The sequence below is a fragment of the Mycobacterium sp. SMC-21 genome (assembly GCF_045310825.1).
In the GTDB taxonomy this organism is placed as follows: Bacteria; Actinomycetota; Actinomycetes; order Mycobacteriales; family Mycobacteriaceae; genus Mycobacterium.
In genome coordinates this window covers 343996-360776 of sequence record NZ_JBJIAO010000001.1, presented here as the reverse complement: position 1 = coordinate 360776, position 16781 = coordinate 343996, and the positions used below count along the sequence as shown (strand labels likewise).

The 16781-nt window shown below is 66.5% G+C and carries 16 protein-coding genes and 2 pseudogenes; 10 read left to right on the top strand and 8 right to left on the bottom strand.

The window, feature by feature from the left end; genetic code table 11:
* The first annotated feature begins 37 nt into the window (after window positions 1-37).
* On the top strand, window positions 38-652 hold the full coding sequence (locus tag ACJH6H_RS01725; protein ID WP_318985432.1) for a hypothetical protein: 615 nt from the start codon (window positions 38-40) through the stop codon (window positions 650-652).
* A 58-nt stretch (window positions 653-710) separates the two neighbouring features.
* On the opposite strand, the pseudogene ACJH6H_RS01720 reads toward ACJH6H_RS01725, so the two are convergent.
* Window positions 711-882 (bottom strand): annotated as a pseudogene (locus ACJH6H_RS01720) (TetR family transcriptional regulator); the annotation flags it as partial.
* A gap of 253 nt (window positions 883-1135) precedes the next feature.
* Here ACJH6H_RS01720 and ACJH6H_RS01715 point away from each other — a divergent pair.
* On the top strand, window positions 1136-2377 hold the full coding sequence (locus tag ACJH6H_RS01715; protein ID WP_406774113.1) for a CaiB/BaiF CoA transferase family protein: 1242 nt from the start codon (window positions 1136-1138) through the stop codon (window positions 2375-2377).
* Window positions 2378-2513: 136 nt separating this feature from the next.
* Here the strand turns inward: ACJH6H_RS01715 and ipdF are convergent, their stop codons facing one another.
* Together ipdF and ipdE1 are read right to left on the bottom strand one after the other, a co-directional pair.
* Entirely contained in the window at window positions 2514-3302 is a 789-nt protein-coding gene (gene ipdF, locus ACJH6H_RS01710; protein WP_406774112.1) for a (5R,7aS)-5-hydroxy-7a-methyl-1-oxo-2,3,5,6,7,7a-hexahydro-1H-indene-carboxyl-CoA reductase, read from the bottom strand.
* Complete coding sequence (gene ipdE1, locus ACJH6H_RS01705) at window positions 3302-4450, bottom strand: acyl-CoA dehydrogenase IpdE1 (protein WP_133426415.1); 1149 nt, start codon at window positions 4448-4450, stop codon at window positions 3302-3304. Before ipdE1 ends, ipdF begins: the two co-directional genes overlap by 1 nt.
* A gap of 102 nt (window positions 4451-4552) precedes the next feature.
* Here ipdE1 and ACJH6H_RS01700 point away from each other — a divergent pair.
* The 6 genes and pseudogenes from ACJH6H_RS01700 to ACJH6H_RS01675 form a co-directional block, all read left to right on the top strand.
* Window positions 4553-4672: pseudogene (locus tag ACJH6H_RS01700) on the top strand (hypothetical protein); the annotation flags it as partial.
* Window positions 4673-5797: an acyl-CoA dehydrogenase family protein gene (locus ACJH6H_RS01695; RefSeq protein ID WP_406774111.1), complete on the top strand. Its 1125-nt coding sequence runs from the start codon at window positions 4673-4675 to the stop codon at window positions 5795-5797.
* A 14-nt stretch (window positions 5798-5811) separates the two neighbouring features.
* Window positions 5812-6777 (top strand): acyl-CoA dehydrogenase family protein, encoded by a 966-nt coding sequence (locus tag ACJH6H_RS01690; RefSeq protein WP_406774110.1) that lies wholly within the window; start codon window positions 5812-5814, stop codon window positions 6775-6777.
* Window positions 6778-6779: 2 nt separating this feature from the next.
* Window positions 6780-7718 (top strand): acyl-CoA dehydrogenase family protein, encoded by a 939-nt coding sequence (locus ACJH6H_RS01685; protein WP_406774109.1) that lies wholly within the window; start codon window positions 6780-6782, stop codon window positions 7716-7718.
* 9 nt (window positions 7719-7727) lie between these two features.
* Complete coding sequence (locus ACJH6H_RS01680) at window positions 7728-8903, top strand: pyridoxal phosphate-dependent aminotransferase (RefSeq protein WP_226519827.1); 1176 nt, start codon at window positions 7728-7730, stop codon at window positions 8901-8903.
* Between the two features lie 60 nt (window positions 8904-8963).
* Complete coding sequence (locus ACJH6H_RS01675; protein ID WP_133426410.1) at window positions 8964-9770, top strand: Abi-alpha family protein; 807 nt, start codon at window positions 8964-8966, stop codon at window positions 9768-9770.
* A 280-nt stretch (window positions 9771-10050) separates the two neighbouring features.
* Here ACJH6H_RS01675 and ACJH6H_RS01670 read toward each other — a convergent pair whose 3' ends face one another.
* From ACJH6H_RS01670 to hsaA, 5 genes are read right to left on the bottom strand one after another with little or no spacing between them, the layout of a single operon-like run.
* Window positions 10051-11397 carry an MFS transporter gene (locus tag ACJH6H_RS01670; protein ID WP_318985426.1) on the bottom strand — a complete coding sequence of 449 codons (1347 nt, stop codon included), beginning with the start codon at window positions 11395-11397 and terminating at the stop codon, window positions 10051-10053.
* A gap of 7 nt (window positions 11398-11404) precedes the next feature.
* Window positions 11405-11974, bottom strand: coding sequence for a 3-hydroxy-9,10-secoandrosta-1,3,5(10)-triene-9,17-dione monooxygenase reductase subunit (gene hsaB / locus ACJH6H_RS01665; protein ID WP_133426408.1), 570 nt, complete (start codon window positions 11972-11974; stop codon window positions 11405-11407).
* An 11-nt stretch (window positions 11975-11985) separates the two neighbouring features.
* A complete protein-coding gene (gene hsaC / locus ACJH6H_RS01660; protein ID WP_064984852.1) occupies window positions 11986-12888 on the bottom strand; it encodes an iron-dependent extradiol dioxygenase HsaC in 903 nt (300 codons plus the stop codon).
* A 12-nt stretch (window positions 12889-12900) separates the two neighbouring features.
* Window positions 12901-13767: a 4,5:9,10-diseco-3-hydroxy-5,9,17-trioxoandrosta-1(10),2-diene-4-oate hydrolase gene (hsaD, locus tag ACJH6H_RS01655; RefSeq protein ID WP_133426407.1), complete on the bottom strand. Its 867-nt coding sequence runs from the start codon at window positions 13765-13767 to the stop codon at window positions 12901-12903.
* Window positions 13767-14957 carry a 3-hydroxy-9,10-secoandrosta-1,3,5(10)-triene-9,17-dione monooxygenase oxygenase subunit gene (hsaA, locus tag ACJH6H_RS01650; protein ID WP_053855346.1) on the bottom strand — a complete coding sequence of 397 codons (1191 nt, stop codon included), beginning with the start codon at window positions 14955-14957 and terminating at the stop codon, window positions 13767-13769. The genes hsaD and hsaA overlap by 1 nt, the downstream gene beginning before the upstream one ends.
* A 155-nt stretch (window positions 14958-15112) precedes the next feature.
* Here hsaA and ACJH6H_RS01645 point away from each other — a divergent pair, with 155 nt between their 5' ends.
* Window positions 15113-16174, top strand: coding sequence for a ferredoxin--NADP reductase (locus ACJH6H_RS01645; protein WP_133426475.1), 1062 nt, complete (start codon window positions 15113-15115; stop codon window positions 16172-16174).
* Window positions 16175-16196: 22 nt separating this feature from the next.
* A complete protein-coding gene (locus tag ACJH6H_RS01640; RefSeq protein ID WP_133426406.1) occupies window positions 16197-16772 on the top strand; it encodes a hypothetical protein in 576 nt (191 codons plus the stop codon).
* Window positions 16773-16781 lie beyond the last annotated feature (9 nt).

The following is a 16781-nucleotide window of genomic DNA, read 5'->3' as shown; positions in this document are numbered from 1 at the left end:
CACGTTCGACGAGGTGGCGGCGCAATAGTCTGTGGAGGTGGGGGACATCGCTGTCGGGGCGTTCGTGGTCGGGCTTGTCGTCATGGGCGTCGCCGCGTTCCGAGACGATCCGGCCACGGCCGCCCGCATTTATTGGACCGGTGCGGCGATCACCACGGCGGCGGCAACCCTCATCGGCATCCCGCGCGGCTGGTCAGGAGCGCTCGAGGGGCTTCTCCTCTCCGTGTGCTTGATCCTGTTGTGCACGTACGTCCGGACGCCGTATCTCAAGGTCGGAGGGAAGACCCGAACGCTATTCAGCGCCGAGCCCGAGCCCTACGGCATGAACCTCAGCACGCCGAAGACGTGGTGGCTGCTCGTGGTCGTGGCGATAGTTTTCATGTACCCGGTGCTCGCCCTCATCGACGACGGTGTGCGCGATTGGAAATTGGTCGCCTATGTCGCAGGCACGGTCCTCGTCGGCATGCGGTTCGGCTACCTCGACCGACTCCTCGGAAACCCGATTACGGCCGGCCAATACATCCAGTTCGGGCTCGTCTCGATTCTGACGATCGCGCTCTTCCCACTGGGGTACCTGGCGATGTACTACGGCGGACGGCATTCGATCACGAAAACTGCCGCGTACGAACGACAAGCGCGTCGTCGAACGTGAGCTTGTGTGCGAAGAATCGCAAATTTTTCGCACACAAGCTCACGTTCGGCGCGGGAAACTGTTCCTTCGATTTGAAGTGCTGGTAGCGACTGCCTGACAGGATTCCTGCCGAGTCTGCGATGTCCCGGTCAGTGGGTTGCCTTCAGCCCACGCTCAGCGAACGTGGCCGCGGCGAGCTCAAGAAGCTCGTCGCGCCTGCTCGCGGGTTGACTGGGCGATTCAGACGCCATCGCAACAGCATGGAAACCAAGCGCTTGCTAGGGTAGGTCGGGCCGGTGTTGACTTGGCCACTACGTACACAAAGAACGAGTGCTCACAGGGGTCGCGCGCGTTGAGGCGATCGCGGCTCTGAGAGCGGGCGAGGTCACAAGCGCGGTTCTCGACCGCGACCGATAGGTGGGGCGCGTAAAGCGTCGGGCGCTGCGATTCGCAGTCCTATGCTTGCGCGCAGCACGACTTGAAATGGATGAGTAGCAGGAGATCATGAGCACGACACAGCGTGCCCTGGAGGGTATCCGGGTCATCGACATGACCCGCGTCTTCGCCGGCCCGATCAGCGCGCAGATACTGGGCGACCTCGGCGCTGACGTCATCAAGGTGGAGCGACCGGGCAGCGGTGACGAAGGGCGCGGTTACGGTCTTGCCTCGGTCGAGGGCAAGGACGGCAAGGACCTTCGCCAGTCCGGCTTCTTCACCGCGTCGAACCGCAACAAGCGGTCGATCACGGTCAACCACTCCAAGCCGGAAGGGCAGGACATCCTGCGTGCCCTGGTCAAGACCGCGGACATCCTGATCGAGAATTACAAGGTCGGCGACCTCAAGCGGTTCGGGCTGGACTACGAGAGCCTGAAGGCGATCAATCCCCGCCTCATCTACTGCTCGATCACCGGCTTTGGCCAGACCGGGCCAATGGCGGCGCGCGCGGGCTACGACGGTTTGTTCCAGGCGAGCGGCGGCATGATGGCCGTGACCGGCATACCCGAAGGCCAACCCGGCGCGGGGCCAGTGAAAGCCGGTCCCAGCCTGGTCGATTTCGTGACCGGCCACAACAGCGCCATCGCGATCCTCGCCGCGCTGAACCATCGCAACAACACCGGCGAGGGCCAGTACATCGACATGGCGCTGCTCGACAGTTCCGTGGCGATGATCTGCCACATCATGCAGGACTATCTGATCAGCGGCGTCCAGGCGGAGCGTCTGGGCAATGGTGGCAACGGCGGCGGCCCCGCCGACCTCATCCATGCGCGCGACGGCATGACGTACATCACGGCCGGGAGCGACGCTCACTGGCGGCGCATGTCGGAGTTGATGGGCCAGCCCGAGCTCTACGACGACCCGCGCTTCGACACCAACGCCAAGCGGGCCAAGATCAATCGCGCGGAGTTGATCGACATCATCAACGTGTGGAGCCGGCAGTTCACGACGGAGGAGCTCCAGGCGAAGTTCGACAGCGTGGGCATCCCGGCCGCGCGCTATAACGATCTGGCCGAGGTCTGGGAAGATCCGCAGGTGCAGCACCGGGGCCTGCGCGCGACGACGCCGCATGCATGGGCCGCCGCCGGATCGGTCGACCTGATCGGCAGCCCGCTGGCGGGCATGGGTGCCACGCCAGCGACGATCCGCCTCGCGCCGCCAGTGATCGGCGAGCACAACGCGGAGATACTCGGTGAACTGGGCTATGACGCGGCGCGGATCGCGGGCTTGCAGGAGCAGGCGATCATCTGATGGAGAGGGTCCGCCAACAGGTCAGGCTCGCGAGATCGCGAGCCTGCCACACATGAAAATGCCCGCCTAATTGCGACAGCGTTGTCGCAAATAGGCGGGCAAGTGCACATATCCGAACCTCGCGGCCGGATGAAAACTACGCCCGCTGGCTCGACACCGAAATGATCTCGCCGGTCAGGTAGCTGGAGTAGTCGCTGGCCAAATACGCGATGGTGGTGGCGATTTCCCATGGCTCGGCGGCACGGCCGAAGGCCTCGTCGGAGGACAGCCGGTCCAGCAGCGCGGCATCGGCCGACTTCTCCAGGAACTTGTGCCGCGCAATGCTCGGGGACACCGCGTTGATCCGCACCCCGTACTCGACGGCTTCGATTGCGCTGCAACGGGTCAGCGCCATGACGCCGGCCTTGGCGGCAGCGTAGTGCGACTGTGAGTGCTGCGCGCGCCAGCCCAGCACGCTGGCGTTATTGACGATCACACCGCCGTGCTCGACGCCGCGGAAGTACCGCAGCGCGGCGCGGGTCGCGCGCATCACCGAGTTCAGAGTGACGTTGAGGACGCGGTCCCACTCGTCGTCGGTCATGTCGACCAGCGGGGTCTCCCCGCCGAGGCCGGCGTTGTTGACCAGGACGTCCAGCCGGCCCATCTTCTCGACGGCCGCGGTGATCAAGGCGTCGACAGCCTCGGTCGAGGTGACGTCGCAGACGACGGCCTCGACCTTGCCCAGGCCGAGAGCGGCCAGCTGGTCACGCGTTTCGCCCAGGCGACGCTCGTGGTAGTCGGACACCACGACGTCGGCGCCCTCCAGCAGTGCGCGACGGGCGGTGGACGAGCCGATGCCCGTGCCGGCGGCGGCCGTGACGAGGACGACCTTGCCCTTCAGCAGGCCGTGGCCCTCAACCTCGGTAGGAGCAACTGAAAGATCCATCAGCCCTTGGCCTCTCGGGGTAGGCCGAGCACGCGCTCGGCGATGATGTTGCGCTGAATTTCGTTGGACCCGCCGTAGATGGTGTCCGAACGCGAGAACAGGTAGAGGCGCTGCCACTCGTCGAACTCGCCGCCGGGCAGCGTCAGCCCGGCCATGCCCTGCACGTCCATGGCGATCTCACCGAGCTCGCGATGCCAGTTGGCCCACAACAGCTTTGACACGTTGTCCTGACCGGGCTGCTCGACGTCCATGGTCGCCATGGCGTAGGACCGCATGGCTTGCAGGCCGGTCCACGACTCGGTCAGCTTGTGCCGGATCAGCGGATCGTCGATGGCGCCGGTGGTCTTGGCGACACCGATCAGGCCTTCGAGCTCGCGCTTGTAACGGATCTGCTGGCCCAGTGTGGAAACGCCGCGCTCGAACGTGAGCGTCGCCATCGCGACGCCCCAGCCCTGCCCTGGCTCACCGACGACGAGCGACGCCTCGGTGCGGGCGTCGTCGAAAAACACCTCGTTGAATTCGGAGTCGCCGGTCAGCTGGACGATCGGGCGGATCTCGACGCCCGGCTGGTCCAGCGGCACCAACAGGTAGGAGAGGCCATGGTGACGCTTCGAGCCCTTCTCGGTGCGGGCCACCACGAAGCACCACTGCGCCCAGTGCGCCAGCGAGGTCCAGACCTTCTGACCGTTGATGACCCACTCGTCGCCGACGAGTTCGGCCGACGTCGAGACGTTGGCCAGGTCGCTGCCGGCGCCGGGCTCGGAGTAACCCTGGGCCCACAGCTCGGTGACGTTGAGGATGTTCGGCAGGAAACGCTTCTTCTGCTCTTCGGTGCCGTACGCGATGAGCGTCGGGCCGAGCAGTTCCTCACCGAGGTGGTTGACCTTGTCCGGGGCGTCCGCCTTGGCGTACTCCTCGTAGAAGGCGACGCGGTGCGCGACCGACAACCCGCGGCCACCGTGCTCCTCAGGCCAGCCCAGGCAGGTCAGGCCTGCCGCGGCAAGGTGCTGGTTCCACGCGCGTCGTTCTTCGTATGCCTCGTGCTCACGGCCGGGGCCACCAAGACCTTTGAGAGCTGCGAATTCACCGACGAGATTGTCTGCGAGCCATTGCCGGACCTCCGCCCGGAACGTCTGGACCTCTATCACCCTTATAGGCTAACCTACCAAGCACTTGCTTTGTTAGAGGGAGTTCCAATGAGTGGGTCCGACGGCACCCAGCAGCCCGGTCGGCAGACCCCACCGCAGACCTACACCAAAGAACATTTGGCTAACTTCAAGACGCCGCGTTCGGTGGCGTTCCTCGAGACGCTGCCACGCAACCCTGGGGGCAAAGTGGTCAAACCACAACTGCGAGAGATGAATCGGTAAATGGATCTGACATTCGACGACGAAACCGAGGAGTTCCGGGCCGAGGTCCGCGACTTCCTGGCGGCCAACAGGGACAAGTTCCCCACCAAGTCCTACGACACCCTCGAGGGCTTCGAGCAGCACCGTGCCTGGGACAAGGTGCTTTTCGACGCCGGCCTGTCGGTCATCGCGTGGCCCAAGGAGTACGGCGGCCGCGACGCCACCATGCTGCAGTGGGTGGTGTACGAGGAGGAGTACTTCAAGTCCGGCGCCCCCGGCCGGGCTTCGGCCAACGGCACCGCGATGCTGGCGCCGACGCTGTTCGCGCACGGCACCAAGGAGCAGCTGCAGCGCGTACTGCCGAAAATGGCTTCCGGCGAAGAGATCTGGGCCCAGGCCTGGTCCGAGCCCGAGTCGGGTAGCGACCTGGCGTCCCTGCGCTCGACCGCGACCAAGGTCGACGGCGGCTGGAAGCTCAACGGCCAGAAGATCTGGAGCTCGCGCGCCCCGTTCGGCGAGCGCGGTTTCGGCCTGTTCCGCTCCGACCCGGAAGCGCAGCGCCACAAGGGTCTGACGTACTTCATGTTCGACCTCAAGGCCGAGGGCATCACCGTCCGGCCCATCGCCCAGCTGGGTGGTGAGACCGGCTTCGGCGAGATCTTCCTCGACGACGTGTTCGTGCCCGACGAGGACGTCATCGGTCAGGTGCATGGCGGCTGGACCGCCGCCATGAGCACGTCGAGCAACGAGCGCGGCATGTCGCTGCGCAGCCCGGCCCGCTTCGTCGCCCCGGCCGAACACCTTGTCGCGCAATGGAAGACCGACAAGAACCCGGCCTACGCCGAGCGCGTCGCCGACGCCTGGATCAAGGCCCAGGCCTACCGCCTCCACACCTTCGGCACCGTCACCCGGTTGGCCAACGGCGGCGAGCTGGGCGCCGAGTCCTCGGTGACCAAGGTGTTCTGGTCCGACCTCGACGTCGCCCTGCACCAGACCGCACTCGACCTGCGCGGCCCCGACGCCGAGCTGTACGACCACTGGACCGAAGGATTGCTGTTCGCCCTGGGCGGCCCGATCTACGCCGGTACCAACGAAATTCAGCGCAACATCATCGCCGAGCGCCTGCTGGGCCTGCCCCGCAAATAAGAGGAATTGTTCACGTGTTCTTTGAATTGGACGAATCGCAGCGCGATTTCGCTGCGAGCATCGACGCCGCGCTGGGTGCGGCAGACGTGCCCGCCGCCGTTCGGGCGTGGGGCGGGGTCGAGAAGGCGGCCGACGCCGCACCCGGCCGCAAGGTGTGGTCAACCCTGGCCGACCTGGGTGTCACCGCACTGAACGTGCCGGAAGAGCTCGACGGCATCGGCGCGCATCCGGTGGATCTGGTTGTCGCCCTCGAGCGTCTGGGCTACTGGGCCGTGCCGGGTCCGGTCACCGAATCCATTGCCGTGGCTCCGGTGCTGCTGGCATCAGATAAGCGATCGGAAGGCCTGGCCTCCGGCGAGCTCATCGCCACCGTCGCCCTGCCGCCGCTGGCCCCGCGGGCCGTCGACGCCGACACCGCCGGTCTGATCCTGCTGGCCGGGGATGGTCAGGTGCAGGACGCCACCATCGGCGCCGACCACCAGTCCGTCGACCCGGCCCGTCACCTGTTCGACGTGACCGCCACCGGCGAGGCCCAATCGGCCGATACGGCAAAGGCTTTCGAGTTCGGTGCGCTGGCCACCGCAGCGCAGCTGGTCGGCGCCGGCCAGGCGATGCTCGACATGGCTGTCGCGTACGCCAAGCAGCGCACGCAGTTCGGCACCGTGATCGGCTCGTACCAGGCCATCAAGCACAAGCTGGCCGACGTGCACATCGCCGTCGAGCTGGCCCGTCCGCTGGTCTACGGCGCGGCCCTGGCCCTGGCCGACGGGTCGCCCACGCTGGCCCGCGACGTCAGCGCCGCCAAGGTGGCCGCCAACGAAGCCGCGCTGCTGGCCGCCCGGTCGTCGCTGCAGACGCACGGCGCCATCGGTTTCACGCAGGAACACGACCTGTCCCTGTTGCTGCTGCGAACGCAAGCACTGCGCTCGGCGTGGGGCGACTCGACGTGGCACCGGACCCGCGTACTGGAAGGGCTGTGAGCATGAGCGAAGAACGGGAGATGCTGCGCGCCACCGTCGCAGCGCTGGTCGAGAAGCACGCAGGCCCTGAGGCCGTGCGCGCCGCCATCGAGTCCGAAAAGGGCTACGACGAGAAGCTCTGGCAGATGCTGTGCGAGCAGGTCGGCGCCGCGGCGCTGGTCGTGCCCGAGGAGCTTGGCGGCGCCGGCGGCGAATTGGGTGACGCCGCAGTCGTTCTCGAGGAACTGGCCAAGGGGCTGGTCCCGACGCCGCTGCTCGGCACCACGCTGGCCGAACTGGCGCTGCTCGCCGTCGGTGCGGAAGAGCCGCTGGAGGGCCTGGCCGAGGGCACGTCCATCGGCACCGTCGTTTTCGATGCCGGCTATGTCATCAACGGCGACGTCGCCGATGTGGTGATCGCCGCGCAGGACGGTCAGCTGACCCGCTGGACCGACAACACCGTCGCCCCGGCCACCACCATGGACCCGACGCGTCGCCTCGCGGCCGTCAGCCCGGGCAGCACCACCACCCTCGGTGCCGACCCCGGCCTGGCGGACACCGCGGCCATCCTGATGGCCGTCGAGCAGGTCGCCGCAGCCAGCCGCTGCCTGGACCTGACCGTCGCCTACTCGAAGGACCGCGTGCAGTTCGGCCGGCCCATCGGCAGCTTCCAGGCGCTCAAGCACCGCATGTCGGACCTGTACGTCAAGGTTTCGGCCGCCCGCTCGATCGTCAACGACGCCCTCGCCGACCCGACCCCCACGAATGCGTCGCTGGCCCGCTACATGGCCACCGAGGCGTTCAATGCCGTTGCCGGCGAAGCGATCCAGATGCACGGCGGCATCGCGATCACCTGGGAGAGCGACATCCAGTTCTACTTCAAGCGCGCGCACGGCAGTGCGCAGCTGCTCGGGTCGTCGCGGGAGCACCTGCGTCGCCTCGAAGCCGAAGTTCTGGCCTAACGTCGAGGTATGACCAATCCGGTAGCGCTGCGCGCAGGCATCCCACCGTTCTATGTGATGGACGTGTGGCTGGCCGCGGCCGAGCGCCAGCGCAGCCACGGCGACCTGGTGAACCTGTCGGCGGGACAACCCGCCGCACAGGCACCGGCGCCCATCCGGGCCGCCGCCGCCGAGGCGCTGGCCAATGACAACCTCGGATACACCGTCGCGCTGGGCATTCCCGAGCTGCGGGAGGCCATCGCCAAGTCGTATCTCGACCGGTACGGCGTCGAGGTGGAGCCGGACGCCGTCGTCATCACCACCGGGTCCACCGGCGGATTCCTGCTCGCGTTCCTGTCGTGCTTCGACATCGGCGACCGCGTCGCGGTCGCCAGCCCGGGCTATCCCTGCTATCGGAACATCCTGTCGGCGCTCGGTTGCGAGGTCGTCGAAATACCGTGTGGTCCCGAAACCCGTTTCCACCCAACCATTTCCATGTTGGAGCAGCTGGACCCGCCAGTGAAGGGGCTGATCATCGCCAGCCCCAACAACCCGACGGGGACGGTGCTGCCTGCCGAGGATCTGGCCGCCATCGCCACCTGGTGCGACGACAACTCGGTGCAGCTCATCAGCGACGAGCTGTACCACGGGCTCATCTACGACGACGCGCCCGCGACCAGCTGCGCCTGGGAGACCTCGCGCAACGCCATTGTGGTGAACAGCTTTTCGAAGTACTTCGCCATGACCGGCTGGCGGTTGGGCTGGCTGCTGGTGCCTGAGCCGCTGCGCCGGGCCGTCGACTGCCTGACCGGCAACTTCTCCATCTGCCCTCCCACACTCCCCCAGTACGCGGCCGTCGCGGCGTTCACGCCGGAGGCGATCGCCGAAGCCGACTCCCTCGTCCACCACTACGCCGAGAACCGCGCGCTGCTACTCGCCGGGCTGGCCGACGTGGGGCTCGACAAGTTGGCACCCGCCGACGGCGCGTTCTACGTCTACGCCGATATTTCGGCGTACTCGACGGACTCCCTGACCTTCTGCGAGAAGCTGCTGGCCGACACCGGCCTGGCGATCGCGCCGGGCGTGGATTTCGACACCCGGCACGGCGGATCGTTCGTTCGGTTGTCGTTCGCCGGACCGAAGTCCGACATCGAAGAAGCGCTGCGTCGCCTGGGTCCCTGGCTCGCCGCATACCGGCAGGGGTAGCTGTCGCGTTTGCCACACAAGGGGCGAGAACAATCGGCAGGCCGGTACCATCGGTCCGCAATGTCCCAGGAAACCGACAACCCAGAACCGGAAGTTACCGACGACTTACCGGTGAACCGCGAGGGCCTCGAACGGCACGGCATCAAGCTGTCCACGCCCATCGGTGAGATCGCCATCGCGATCTCGACGCCGCGCGGTGGTTTGGCGATCCCGAAGCGATTCGACCCGCTCGGCCTGGCCAACCGCGCCCTCGGCGTCGCGAAGTTCGGTTTCAAGCTGGCCGCCTGGGGTGGCGAGCAGATTGCGATCGCGACCAAGACCACCGTCGAGGCCATCGAGATGGCCCCCGAACGCACGCCGGCTCCCGCCCCGCAGAAACAGCCCGCCAAGGAGTCCCTGCACGGCAAGCTCGGCGGCCTGCTGGACCGCGCCCTCGACCAGAGCACTGCCGACGGGAAGACCGAGCTCTATCACCGGCTGCTCGATCAGCTGGTTGCCGACGAGGCCCGCATCATCGGCGCGCTGTCCGACAACGAGTCGTCGCCGCTGGTGAACATCTACCCTCGGAACCGCAGTGTCGCGACGCTGGAGAACGCGTGCCTGATCGGCCGCACCGCCAACGTCGCGCTGCCGCAGATGGTGCCGCAGTACGTCAGCCACCTGCTGGCGCTCGGGCTGGTCGAGACCGTTCCCGAGGACCCCGAGCTGAAGGCCGACTACGAGATTCTCAGCGCGGAGTCGATGGTGTTGAAGGCCATCAAGGACGCCTCGCGGGGCCCCTTCCCCGCGCGCGTCGAGAAGCTTGCGCTGCGGCTGTCGGAGCTGGGCCGCGGGCTGTGGGAAGCCGCGATGCAGGACGAGTCGTAGTCGACCTTTCCCGTCGGCCACACGTTGATCGTGCGCCCTGGGTCTTCGCTTCTCGCACTTTGCATGCGCCCGCGCACGGTCAACGCCCACAAGGCATTTGCTTGTCGAGTGCCCAGCACATTCACGCACACGAATGTGCAGTCAGAGCGGCGCAACCGCGGATCCGACGATCTGTGGGCACACTCGCGAAGTCGCTGAATCAGGGATCAGCGCGAGTGTGCGTACAGCGCGTCTCAGCCACGGATATGACGATCTGTACGCACACTCGGCGCGCGAACCGTCACGGACGGGGCACGCCGGCGGCAACAACGCGCTCATTGTCGGCCCGATCCACATCCGCCAGGTCGATGCCCTTGGTCTCGTGCGCGAACGCCAGCGCCACGAGCGTCACCACGCAGGCCCCGGCCAGGTAGATCGCGATCGGCACCGACGAGTGGTAGTCCTTCAGCAGCCGGACCGCGATGATCGGTGCGAGTGACCCGGCGAAGATCGCCGTCACCTGATAGCCAAGGGACACACCGGAATAGCGCATCCGGGTCGGGAACATCTCCGACATCAGCGCCGGTTGCGGCGCGTACATGAACGCATGCGCGACCAGGCCCGCGGTGATCGCCGTCATGATGACGAAGTAGTGCTTGCTGTCCATCATCGGGAACGCGACGAAGCCCCAGGCGGCGGTCAGCAGCGTCCCGATGAGGTAGACGGGGCGACGGCCGATGCGGTCGGAGAGCCTGCCCACCAACGGGATTGCCACCAGGTGTACCGCGTGGGCCACCAGCAGGTACCAGAGGATCAGCGAAGTACCCACGCCCGCATGCACTTTCAGATACGTGATCGAGAACGTGACCACCAGGTAGTACATGATGTTCTCGGCGAACCGCAGCCCCATGGCGGTCAGCACCTTGCCCGGGTAGTACCGGAGCACCTCGACGACGCTCATCGACGACGCCTTGACGCGTTCCGCTTCTTCTTGTGCCGCAACGAAAATCGGCGCATCGGTGACCTTGGTACGGATGTAGTAACCAACCAGCACCACGACCGCCGACAGCCAGAACGCGACCCGCCAGCCCCACGACAGGAACTCCGGCTCGGACAACGTCTTCGTCAACGTCAGTAGCACGACGGTGGCCAGGATGTTGCCGACCGGTACCCCAGCCTGTGGCCAACTGGACCAGAATCCGCGGCTCTGCGCGGGACTGTGCTCGGCCACCAGCAGCACCGCGCCGCCCCACTCACCGCCGACCGCGAAGCCCTGGATGAACCGCAGCACCACCAGCAGCGCCGGCGCCCAGTAGCCGATCTGGCCATAGGTCGGTAGGCAGCCCATGAGGAACGTGGCCGAACCGACCAGCAGCAGCGAGAACTGCAGCAGGGTCTTGCGACCGAACTTGTCGCCGAAGTGACCGAACACCACGCCACCCAGCGGCCGGGCGACGAAGCCCACCGCGTAGGTGACGAAGGCGGCGAAGATCGCGTCGAGATCGCTGCCGCTCTGCCCGAAGAACACCTTGCTGAACACCAGGGTGGCTGCGGTGCCGTACAGGAAGAACTCGTACCACTCGACGACGGTGCCGGCCATGGAAGCCAGGACGACCCGACGCAATCCGGACCGGATCGGCGCGCTCATTGCGCGACTATAGCCAGGTGTCCTCGGTCGTCGTGGTGAGAAACGCATCCAGATCGTCGCGCCATTGCGCCGGGGTGTTCTTGTCGGGCTCGATGCCGGTGTACTCGCCGCGGTAGAACAGCAGCGGACGCGGCTTGATGGCCTGTGGCTCGGACATGGACTGCACCGCGCCGAACACCACGAAGTGGTCACCGCCGTCGTGCACCGAGTGCACCGTGCAGTCGATGTGGGCGAGCGTGCCGTCGAGCACCGGGGAGCCCAATCCCGAAGGGCTCCAATCGATCCCGGCGAACTTGTCCTCGGCCCTGGAGCCGAACTGCGCCGAGACGTGCTGCTGGTTCTCGTGCAGCATGTTGACGCAGAACTTGCCACTGGCCTCGATGGCCTTCCAGGCCCGGGACTGCTTCGTCGGGCAGAACAGGACCAGCGGCGGGTCCAGTGACAGGGCAGCGAACGACTGGCAGGCGAAACCGACCGGCACACCGTCATTCACGGTGGTGATGACGGTGATGCCGGTACAGAACTGCCCGAGCACATTACGGAATGTGCGGGGGTCGATCTGCGGGGTCGAAGTCATGCCGCGCGAGCCTACTTGAACCCGACGCTGAAGTCGTGACCCCAGAGGCTGATGCCGACGCTCTCGCGCGCGATCCAGCTCTCGTCCTCGACTTCGAGTCCCTCGCAACCGAATTCCATGTCGAAGCCACCCGGCGTCTTCATGTAGAAGGACAGCATCTTGTCGTTGATGTGCCGGCCCAGCGTGGCCGACATCTTGACCTTCTTGCGGTTGGCGCGGTCCAGGCACAGGCCGACGTCGTCGGAGTTCTCCACCTCGACCATCAGGTGCACGATGCCCGTCGGGTTGGGCATGGGCATGAACGCCAGCGCGTGGTGGCGCGGGTTGCAGCCGTAGAAGCGCAGCCACACCGGGTCGCCGTCGGCCGGGCGGCCCGCGATCTGCGGGGGCAGCCGCATCGAGTCGCGCAGCCGGAAGCCCAGCACATCCTGGTAGAACGCCTGCGCCGCGGCGTCGTCATTGCAGGTGAGCACGACGTGGCCGAGGCCCTGCTCGGCGGTGACGAACTTGTGGCCGTAGGGGCTGACGAAGCGACGACCCAGGTACTGGATGCCGTAGTAGACCTCGAGGGTGTTGTCGGCCGGGTCCTGGAAGCTGATCATGCCCTCGACCTTGCGGTCGAGCAGTTCTTCCTTGGTCCCTTCCTTGAACGGGACGCCGTGGGCGCTGAGGGTTTCCTTCAGCTGCTCGAGGGCAGGCGCGTCGGCGACCTCCCAGCCCGAGGCCAGCAACCGGTCCTTCTCGCCGGGCACGATCACCAGACGCGCCGCGACGTCGTCCATCCGCAGGTAGAGGGCATCCGGGTTGGTGCCCTCGCCCTCCATCATGCCGAGCACCTTGAGCCCGAACTCGCGCCAGGCCGCCACATCGGTGGCCTCGATGCGCATGTAACCAAGGGCCTTGATCGTCGTCATGCCATGTCTCCTCTAGCCGCCCAGAAAATCGAGGGTCAGCTTGTTGAACTCGTCGAACTTCTCTAGTTGTGCCCAGTGGCCGCACTGACCGAACACGTGCAGCTGGACCCGAGGAATCTGCTTGAGCGCCACCAACGCGCCGTCGAGCGGGTTGACCCGATCCTCACGGCCCCAGATCAGCAGTACCCGCTGCCGCAGCTTGTGCACTTCGCGCCACATCATGCCGAGCTCGTAGTCCGGCCCCGCGAAGGACTTGACCATCGCGCGCAGTGCGGCGAGCGACTCGGGTGTGCTGGCGATGGCGAACCGCTCGTCGATCAGCTCCGGGGTGACCAGGCTCTGGTCGAAGACCATGATGCGCACGAACGCCTCGAGGGTCTCGCGCGTCGGTGCGTAGGCGAACTTGCCGAGCAGCTTCACGCCCTCGGTGGGATCGGGCGCGAACAGGTTGACGCTCAGCCCGCCGGGGCCCATCAGCACCAGCCGGCCGGCCCGCTCCGGATGATCCAGCGCGAACCGGACCGCCGTGCCACCGCCGAGCGAATTGCCCACCAGCGCCGCCCGTTCGATACCGAGGTGGTCGAACAGCGCCAGCAGCGCCGTCGCGCTGTGGCGGTGGTACTGCACGTGGTCGGTGGGCTTGTCCGAATATCCGTAGCCCGGCTGGTCGACGGCCAGCACATGGAACCGCTCGGCCAACACCGCGATGTTCTTCGAGAAGTTCGACCAGCTCGACGCACCCGGGCCGCCGCCGTGCAGCAGCACGATCGTCTCGGCGGCCGGGTCGCCGGCCTCGTGGTAGTGCAGGCGCAAATCATCGCTCACCTGCGCATACCGCGAAGTGGACTCGAAAGTGACCTCGGATACCGCGGCGGTCATCAGACCATGGTGTCGGCCGGGGGCAGACCGAACTCGTTGTTACCGAAGATCAGGTAGGCGCGCTCGGGCTCGTTGGCCGCGTGCACCCGGCCGGCGTGGGCGTCGCGCCAGAAGCGCTGCAGCGGGGTGCCGTTGGCCAGCGCGGTGGCGCCGGCGGCCTCGAAGAGGCGGTCGACGGACGCGATGGCGCGGCCGGTGGCGCGTACCTGGTCACGACGGGCACGGGCCCGCAGCTCGAACGGAATCTCCTTGCCGGCGACGAGCAGGGCGTACTCGTCGGCGACGTTGCCGATCAGCTGGCGCCAGGCGGCGTCGATGTCGCTGGCGGCCTCGGCGATGCGGACCTTGGCGAACGGGTCGTCCTTGGACTTCTCACCGGCGAACGCGGCACGGACGCGCTTGCCCTGGTGCTCGACGTGCGCGGCGTAGGCGCCGTAGGCCATGCCGACGATCGGGGCGGAGATGGTGGTGGGGTGCACGGTGCCCCACGGCATCTTGTAGACCGGGGCGGTGTTGGTCTGGTAGCCGCCGGCGGTGCCGTCGTTCATCGCCTTGTAGGACAGGAAGCGGTGCCGCGGCACGAACACGTCCTTGACGACGATGGTGTTGCTGCCGGTGCCACGCAGGCCGACCACGTTCCACACGTCGTCGATGGTGTATTCGGTGCGCGGGATCAGGAAGCTGCCGAAGTCGACCGGGCGGCCGTCCTTGATGACCGGGCCGCCGAGAAACGCCCAGGTGGCGTGCTCCGAACCGGAGGACCAGTTCCAGGCGCCGTTGACGATGTAGCCGTCGCCGGTCTCGGTCACCACGCCGGCGCCCATCGGGGCGTAGGACGAGGAGATGCGGACGGTCGAGTCGTCGCCCCAGACGTCTTCCTGGGCCTGCTGATCGAACAGCGCCAGGTGCCAGTTGTGCACGCCGATGATCGACGCGACCCAGCCGGTGGAACCGCAGGCACTGGCGATGCGGCGGACCGCCTCGTAGAACACAGTGGGGTCGGCCTCGAGGCCGTCCCACTGGGCGGGCTGCAGCAGTTTGAAGAAGCCGATCTCGTTCAGACTGTCGATAGACTCCTGCGGCACCTGGCGCAGGTCCTCGGTCAGCTGTGCGCGTTCGCGCAGCACCGGCAGCAGGTCGTCGATGCCAGCCAGCACGGCCTGCACGTCGAGTTGTTCAATTGACGTCACGGATTGCCTCCCGGGGAGTGGTCGTCTAGACAGAAGATTAGAACACGTTACGATTTGTGTCGAGCATGGCGGTACTGCAGCAGGTAGACCCGCATAACTGCACTTTTGTAACCTGTTCTAGTTACTGGCCGTCAGGCCGGTTCGAACGAAGGGTGATCGTTGTGGACGAGCCGCTGGGCAGCCACGTACTGGAACTTGTGGTGGCCGATGTCGTCGCCGAGACGAACGACGCGCGCGTCTTGGTGTTCAAGACGCCCGAAGGCAGCGACATCCCGCCAGAGCGACTGAAGTACTCCCCCGGTCAGTTCCTGACCCTGCGCGTCCCGAGCACCCGCACCGGATCGGTCGCCCGCTGCTACTCCCTGTGCAGCTCGCCGCATGCCGACGAGGCGCTGACCGTCGCGGTCAAGCGCACCGCGGACGGCTACGCGTCGAACTGGCTGTGCGACAACGCACATGTCGGCATGCGGATGCACGTGCTGGCGCCGTCCGGCACGTTCGTCCCCAAGAACCTCGACACCGACTTCCTGCTGCTGGCCGGCGGTAGCGGCATCACCCCGATGCTGTCGATCCTCAAGTCCGCGCTGTCCGAGGGCACCGGCAAGGTGACGCTGTTCTACGCCAACCGCGACGAGAAGTCGGTGATCTTCGGCAAGGCGCTGCGCGAACTGACGTCGCTGTACCCCGACCGGCTGTCCGTCGTGCACTGGCTCGAGTCGGTGCAGGGCCTGCCCAACCCGACCATCCTGGCCACGCAGCTGGCGCCCTACACCACACGCGAGACGTTCATCTGCGGCCCGGCCCCGTTCATGGCCGCCGCCGAGGAGGCGCTCCTCAAGTCGGGCGCCGACAAGAGCAATGTGCACCTCGAGGTGTTCCAGTCACTGGACTCCGACCCGTTCGCCGCTGTCGTACTCGCCGAGGATGACAGCGATGAGGGCCCGGCCACCGCAATCGTCACGCTCGACGGTGAGACGCACGAGTTGCAGTGGCCGCGCAAGGCCGTGCTGCTCGACGTGCTGCTCGACAAGGGACTGGACGCACCGTTCTCCTGCCGCGAGGGGCACTGCGGGGCATGTGCGGTGCTGATGAAGAAGGGCGACGTCGACATGGCGATCAACGACGTGTTGGAGCCGTCCGACCTCGAAGAGGGCCTCATCCTCGGTTGCCAGGCGGTGCCCAAGACGGATTCCGTCGAAGTCACCTACGACGAGTAGCGAACGGATTACTTTCTTGACTGTGAACCGGCTTACCGCAGCAACCGCGGCCGCTGTGCTGACCGCGACGGCTCTGATGTCCCCCGCGACGGCTGCTGCCGCAGTCAATTCGGCCGACGCCTTCGTGCCCGTCGACGACGCCACGAAGATTCAGATTCACGTGACGGCACAGTGCTCGGGAGGTGCGTGCACCTTCAACACCGCCGCCAACCTGGTCGTCGGGGGCAATCCGGTTCCGCTGCCGCCGAACACCTGGGCGCGCGAGAACATCACGCTGCGCAGCTCCAACCGCAATGTGTACCAAGACGTCTCGTACAGTGCACCGACCGGAGCCCCGCCGATCAACCGCGGCTCGTGGAACGGCCCGGTGAACTCACGGCAGCTCAAGTCGCAGAACAGCGCTCTGGTCTCGGTCACGTTCAACGGTGGCGGTACGTTCGAGGAGTTCGCGGTCGACGGCACGTCGCTGACGCTCGATGTGCGGACCGGCAGGCCCAACACCGAGGCTAATTTCATTGCCTGCGCCGACATTCAGGTCACCTACCCCGGCGTGAACCTCACGACGCCGACCGCGTGCGCGACGACGCACTACAACTGAGCATCGCAT